This is a genomic window from Flavobacterium sp., assembly GCF_035456085.1.
GTDB lineage: Bacteria > Bacteroidota > Bacteroidia > Flavobacteriales > Flavobacteriaceae > Flavobacterium.
In genome coordinates, this window is sequence record NZ_DATIDY010000044.1 from 1 (window position 1) to 7,102 (window position 7,102).

A 7,102-nucleotide genomic window follows, 5' to 3' on the forward strand; every position below is an offset into this window, starting at 1 on the left:
AATGCAGCTCCTATTGCAGAAGCAAAATACAAAATACCAATCCAAAATAAAGTCTTTTTGCGACCTATTATATTAGTAGGTATTCCTCCGAAAATGGCTCCAACTACCGTTCCCCATAACGCCATTGCCATAACAACAGAACCATGAAAAGCATCAGATGAATGCCAAAGAACCTGAAGTTGTTTATCAGCTCCAGAAATAACTACGGTATCAAAACCGAATAGAAAACCTGCCAGTGCAGCAGTAACAGACCAAATCAATATCTTATTCATTGTACATGTATTAAAAACTTGCTGCTAAGATATCCTCAAAAAAAACAACTTATTTTTAATGATGTTACAATTTATTTCTACAATTACTGATGATTTGGTATTTACAAAACAAACCCTTTATTTACAGGCCTTTAGGAGATATAAAAAATATTTACGAAAACCTTGTAGTTTCAATTGCGTTACATCAGGTTCGAAAATGATACCAAAAATGTATCTATTTTAAAACGAAATTAATTCGACGTTTTGTATTCTTTAGGAGAAATTCCAAATTTATTCTTAAAAGCTGTAGAAAAATAATTTGGGGAAGAGAATCCAAGGGAGTATGCAATCTCTGAAATATTCATCTCATTTGACTTTAAAAGCTCTGCCGCTTTTTCCAATTTGACGTTATTAATATGATCACTTATGTTTATTCCAATAATTGCTTTTACTTTTCGATACAATTGAACTCTGGAAACACCAACTTTATCAGCCAAATCTTCTACTGAAAATTTAGGATCCTCAACATTGGCCTTAATAATATCATTCATTTTGGTAATAAAAGATTGTTCTTGGTTTCCAAATTTAGATTCAGGTTCAATTCGATAAATGTTATTTGTGTAGTAATAACGTAATTTTTCGCGGTTGAAAAGCAAACTTGAAATAGACTGTCTTAATATTGATAAACTGAAAGGTTTGGTCAAATACTGATCAACACCACTTTGCAACCCTTTTAAAACGGATTCCTTGTTACTTTGGGCCGTTAAAATAATAATCGGAATATGTGAGGAACGCAAATCTTTCTTCAATTCCCTGCTAATTTCGTAACCGTCTTTATCAACCAAATTAATATCACAGATAATAATATCGGGAACAATCTCTAAAGCTTTTTCAATTGCATCGCTTCCATCAGAAACGTATACAGCATATTCATTTGAAAGTTTGGCTCTTAAAAAAGTCACCAAATCGGCATTATCTTCTATGATTAAAAGAGAATGTTTCTCGGAATCCGATATGGTTTTTACATCTTTTAAATCTGGTTCATTTTCTAAATTATCAGTAATCACACTCGAAATGCCTGCAAGATTTTCAGCTTTTTGAATGATTTCAGAAGGCTCTAAATGAGCTTTTCCTTTCAATAAAGTTATGACAAATTCACTGCCTTGTTTTGATCTTAATTCGATTTTTCCTCTATGTAAAAGCACGAATTCTTTTGACAAATGCAAACCAATTCCTGAGCTGTTTTTATTATTGTTTGAAGCTCTGAAAAAAGGATTAAAAACATTAGACAATTCATTATCCGGAATTCCGATTCCAGAATCCTTAACATGAATTTTCACCTCATTATCTTGACTTTCGGTTATTGAAATGCTAATTTTCCCATTATCAGGTGTGAATTTAAAAGCATTGGATAACAAATTGAAATATACTTTGTCCATCAACCCCCGGTCGATAAACACCTCCAGATTTTTATTTTTACAAATCAATTGAAACTCGATATTTCTGCGGGTAGCTTCACCTTTAAAATTTGCCATGACTTCACTTGTAAAGTCATATATTTTGGTATTTGTAGCTCTTAAAGTAAATTTTTGTTCTTCAATTTTTCTGAAATCCAGTAATTGATTAATTAATCGCAACAATCGATTCGAATTTTTATGGATTAGTTTCACCTCATCAACAAGAGCGGTTCCTTTAATTTTTTCATTTTCAATTAATGATTCCACATAACTCATGATCAAAGTTATAGGTGTTTTGAATTCATGCGAAAGTCCGGTAAAAAAATTCAATTTTGCTTCATTGCTGTTAGCCGCAATTTTTGCCATTTCTTGAATTTCATTGTTTTGATCAATTACGGTTTGATTGATTTTTTCCAATTGCTTTTTCTTTTTGGAAATGGAAATCGTAGAATAGATACTATAAAAAGTTAAACTCAAAATAATAACAAGAAAAAAACTCAGCAAGCGAACTAGATTATTCTGGGAAGCATATTCCCTTTCCTGCACCTTAATTGCTCCTTGCTGTGATTCAATAACCGATTGCTGCTGATCAACCTTATCCATTTGGTTCTCAATAATTTCAGCATTATTTTGGTCAATCACAATGGTATTCAGGATATTATTCTTGGCTACAGACTCTTTGTTACATATTTTTAAGGCTAATTTTAGAGCTTCATTTCCTCCCGTTGGATATAAAATTGTCCCATCAAGAATCCCGCTTTTTACCAATTCAATTCCGCCATTTACGGTGTTCAAACCATCAACTCCGATGAATTTTATTTTCTTTTCCAGACCTAATGTCTTTGCTGTTTCCCAAGCACTTAAAGCCATACGGTCATTGTGTGCAAAAATATATTCAACACTTGGATTTTTTATAAGAGTTTCCTTCAAGGGTGCTTTAACCGATTCTTTTTCCCAATCACCCTGAATCGTGCTTACAATCTGAAAACGCTTATTTTCATTGATAATTTGATTAAAACCAAGGCTTCGTTCATAGGCTGGCGATGAACCGCTGGCACCTGTAATTTCAATAATTTTGGCTGAACCTTTGCTGTGTGAAATAATATAACGGGCAGCAATCCGCCCAATTTCAATATTATCTGCTCCTAAATAAGCCGTGTAATTCTCTCCATCAATTTTTCGATCTACCACAAGTACTGGAATCCCAGCTTTAATTGATTTCTCAACAACGGCTGTTAAGGGTTTGGATTGAATTGGTGAAACAATAATTACATCTACTTTTTTTGAAATAAATCGCTCAATGTCTTCAATTTGTTTTTGAACATTATTATTGGCATCGGCAATGGTCAAATCTACTTCCGGTCGCAATGAAGCTTCAATTTTTATGGAACTATTCATTTGCTTGCGCCAGTCGTCAGTCGTCATAGCTTGTGAAAAACCAACTTTAATTTTACTCCCTTGTTCCTCTTTACAGGAAACTAAACTAAATGATGCTACAAAAAGCAGCAAAATATATTTTATAAATCGATACATGAAATATGAGTTTATGTAAATGAAAATGAGTTCCAAAATTCCTTCCCGAATCAATAACTTGTCAAAATAATTAGGAAGGATTATTATGTGATGACAAGTAAGAAGGATATATAATTGAAAAGTAAAATTAAGCTTTTATTTCATGTACACAAATCGGCAGTAAATAATCTGTAAGCAACAATAAAATTCCATTTTTTTAAGATTATTCCATTGAAACAATTCAAGAACAAAAGCAAGTACTATTTTTCAGTGATTAGTTTAAAATTAGACTAGCCATTTTGAACTGTTTTGAAGTTTTTCGATACAAAAAACCCCTAAAACATACGTTTTTAGGGGTTTTGACTTTCTTTATAAACACTTTTGCAGAGAGGAAGGGATTCGAACCCTCGATACAGTTACCCATATACTAGCTTTCCAGGCTAGCTCCTTCAACCACTCGGACACCTCTCTATTTTATTGGAGTGCAAATAACACCAAAAAAAATGAATTTAGAAAGTAAAAAATCAAATTATTGCATTTCTCCTCTCAAAGAAGTTTCAAATGCAATCTTGAAATCTTCCTGCGGTATATTTTGCGCTAAAAGATACATTAATTTAGTAATGGCTGCTTCGGTAGTAATATCTTTTCCGGAAATGATTCCGAGTTTTTTCATCGTTGTACTGGTTTCATATTGTCCCATGCTAACACTTCCGATAGCGCATTGCGTAACATTTACAATATACAATCCTTTGTTAATAGCAGACTGTAAAAGGTTTAAAAACCATCCTTCGGTTGGGGCATTTCCTGCTCCATATGTTTCAAGTACAATTCCCTTTAAACCTTCACTATTTAAAATAGCCGTTAAAACCTTTTTATTGATTCCCGGAAACATTTTGATGATAGCTACATTGTTATCCAAGTGGGTATTTACTTTCAAAGAATCTTCCGCATTAGTTTCCAAAAACAAATCTGAATTTATTTTTAAATGAACACCAGATTCGACTAAAAAAGGATAATTTGGAGAAACAAAAGCTCTAAAATGCTCAGCATTTATCTTTGTTGTTCTGTTTCCGCGATATAATTTGTATTCAAAATAAAGACAAACTTCTTTTATAAGCGGTGCTCCATTTTCTTGCAAAGAAGCGATTTGAATAGCTGTAATTAAATTTTCTTTGGCATCAGTTCTTAAATCTCCTATAGGCAATTGTGAACCAGTGAATATAATTGGTTTAGAAAGATTTTCGAACATGAAACTTAATGCCGAAGCCGAATATGACATCGTATCCGAACCATGAAGCACAACAAAACCATCAAAATCAAGATAATTTTTTTCAATCGTCCGAGCCATATCTGCCCAATGTTCAGGATTCATATCCGAAGAATCTATTGGATTTTCAAAAGAAAAAGTATCAATCTCACAATCCAATAATTGTAATTCCGGAATACTATGCAATAATTTGCTAAAATTAAATGCTTTCAAAGCTCCTGTTTCAAAATCCTTTCTCATACCGATAGTTCCACCGGTATAAATCAAAAGAATTTTGGGCTTAGAGAGCGAGTGCATCAACATATTTTAGTTTATTGACAACAGGATTGGCGTACATATCCAAAAAGCCTTGTTTGGCAATTGGATGCTCGTGATCTATTCGCAATTCTAATCTTCGCTCAAAAAGTAGCTTCTCATTTTCAGTATACAAATGAGCAAATCTTTTAGAATCGTTTAGAATATCATAAGCTATAAAATTGGTTGTCCACAATTTATAATTAACCAAAATAGAATCATCAATTACCTGTGCCAATGCCTGAACTTGTTTGTTTACTGTATCAACATTTTTGACAATATCATCAATTTCTTTATCGAGTACATCTCCTAGGTGAATATGGATTCTTTTCTTTTGACCAATAATACCACTCAATAATGTTTTGAAATCTTCGTTCTTTTCTTTGATGTAAATCTCATTATTAGCTTCAGCCAATAATTGAGGCATTTTCAAGGCATCTGTAGGATCATATTCATACGAGATGGAGACCGGAACAATTTTAATCTTCTTAAAATAATCCATTATATTAGGCTCATCAGAACCCATGGCAATCATTTTCAGAACTCCAGGATTAGTTTCATCGTTTCCATCTTTAGTTCTTCCTTCACGTTGTGCAATCCAAACCGAACGATTTTCGTGTAACAACAGCTGCGCCATATATTCAGACAACAATTTGGAGCTTACCAATAATTCTCTTGGCGATAATCCACGTTGAACTAAAAAATTTCTATTTAATTTGGATAATATTTTTAAAAAAGATTTTTTGACCAAATTATCGCCAATAGCCGATGAAGTCATATCCAGCCCATGTTCGAACAAACTAGCATTTAGTAATGTAGTATCCAAAACTATATCTCTATGATTCGAAACAAACAGATAAGCTGTGTTTTTTTCTAATTTTTCAAAGCCAGAAGTTGTTAATCCTTCCGAACTTTTTTCTAAAACCTGTTGTACTCCGTAGTAAATAAAATTGCATTGAAAATCACGAATAGAGTGTGTTTTACGAAGTTGCTCTTTCCAAATTTCATCATCGACTCCTGGAAAACAAAAGTTCATCAAAGCCTTCATCATTGGATGATCAATTACTTTTAATATTCCTTCATTAACTTCGGAATCATAAAAAGACCGGATCGCATCAAATTTATTCATTTTTGTTTTCAATTTAGTTGGACAAAAGAACAAAAAAAATATTAAAGTTACAGAAAATCGGCATTAAATCCCGAATATTTCTCTTGAATTCTCTGTTGTTATTGCAGCAATTTCATCTGTTGTAATACCATAAATTTGCGACAATTTATCAACGACATTTATCAAATAACTACTTTCGTTGCGTTTGCCACGGTAAGGAATTGGGGCCAAATATGGCGAATCCGTTTCTAACACAATATGATATAAATCAATTTTGTCTAAAAACTGATCAATCTTTCCATTTTTAAAAGTTACAACACCGCCAATTCCCAATTTCATATTATAGGAAATCGCTCGTAGCGCTTGTTCGTAAGTACCCGTAAAACAGTGAAAAATCCCGAATAATTCAGGCGATTTTTCTTCTTCTAATATTTCAAATATTTCATCAAAAGCCTCACGACAATGTATCACAATGGGAAGTTTATACTTCTTGGCCAGTTGTATTTGTTTTCTAAAAGCAAATTGCTGTTCGGCCAGATGTGTTTTATCCCAATACAAATCAATCCCTATTTCGCCGATAGCAACAAACTTTCTTTTGGCTAATTCGGCTTCAACATGTTGCAGTTCTTCCAAATAATTATCCTTCACATAAGTAGGATGCAAACCCATCATCAAATGGACATTATCAGGATAATCGCGTTCCAAATCATACATACTTTGAGTGCAAGTTGAATCGATGGCAGGGACAAAAAAGCGAGTAACGCCATTGTCTATAGCACGTTGCATCATTTCGCTGCGATCCAAATCAAACTCTTCTGAATATAAATGAGTGTGTGTATCGGTAAGTATTGCTTTTGTTTCCAAGTGTAAATTTTAATGCAGCAAAATTACTCGAAAAAGTGGGGTTTACCAAGAATGGAGTTTTATAAAGACTTAAATTCTATTATTTTTTGGAGCAGAAGATTTGCATTTTTAAGGAAGTATTGTCCCGCTATCCGTTGCAATCTTGTTGCCCGAACCCCGGGCAACAAGGATTTCCACTACTATCGGGGCTAAAATTCAACATACTGCTATTTTATTTTAATGTCTATTTCCCGCTTTCTATAAATAACAAAGCTCTATCCAAAACCTCGTCTTTACCCTCTTGAATTCCTTTTATTGTGGGTTTAACTTCAATGTCTGGAATGATTCCGATTCTTTGGGTTTCTCTTTT

The 7,102-nt window shown here is 33.1% G+C and carries 5 protein-coding genes and 1 tRNA gene; all 6 read right to left on the minus strand.

Annotated elements, in window-relative coordinates; translation table 11 throughout:
• Window positions 1-272 (minus strand): MFS transporter (locus VLC96_RS03710; protein ID WP_325260707.1); only part of this gene is annotated, 272 nt, incomplete at its 3' end.
• A gap of 230 nt (window positions 273-502) precedes the next feature.
• Window positions 503-3,241, minus strand: coding sequence for a substrate-binding domain-containing protein (locus tag VLC96_RS03715; RefSeq protein ID WP_325260708.1), 2,739 nt, complete (start codon window positions 3,239-3,241; stop codon window positions 503-505).
• Between the two features lie 363 nt (window positions 3,242-3,604).
• Window positions 3,605-3,691, minus strand: a tRNA-Ser gene (locus VLC96_RS03720).
• 58 nt (window positions 3,692-3,749) lie between these two features.
• Window positions 3,750-4,784 (minus strand): asparaginase, encoded by a 1,035-nt coding sequence (locus VLC96_RS03725; protein ID WP_325260709.1) that lies wholly within the window; start codon window positions 4,782-4,784, stop codon window positions 3,750-3,752.
• On the minus strand, window positions 4,768-5,910 hold the full coding sequence (locus VLC96_RS03730) for a 1-acyl-sn-glycerol-3-phosphate acyltransferase (protein WP_325260710.1): 1,143 nt from the start codon (window positions 5,908-5,910) through the stop codon (window positions 4,768-4,770). Before VLC96_RS03730 ends, VLC96_RS03725 begins: the two co-directional genes overlap by 17 nt.
• A 63-nt stretch (window positions 5,911-5,973) precedes the next feature.
• Window positions 5,974-6,753: a TatD family hydrolase gene (locus tag VLC96_RS03735; RefSeq protein ID WP_325260711.1), complete on the minus strand. Its 780-nt coding sequence runs from the start codon at window positions 6,751-6,753 to the stop codon at window positions 5,974-5,976.
• Between the last annotated feature and the right edge of the window lie 349 nt (window positions 6,754-7,102).

Coding starts and splice junctions, on each gene's coding strand:
- VLC96_RS03715 (WP_325260708.1), bottom strand. CDS start 3,241: ATGTATCGATTTATAAAATATATTTTGCTGCTTTTTGTAGCATCATTT.
- VLC96_RS03730 (WP_325260710.1), bottom strand. CDS start 5,910: ATGAATAAATTTGATGCGATCCGGTCTTTTTATGATTCCGAAGTTAAT.
- VLC96_RS03725 (WP_325260709.1), bottom strand. CDS start 4,784: ATGCACTCGCTCTCTAAGCCCAAAATTCTTTTGATTTATACCGGTGGA.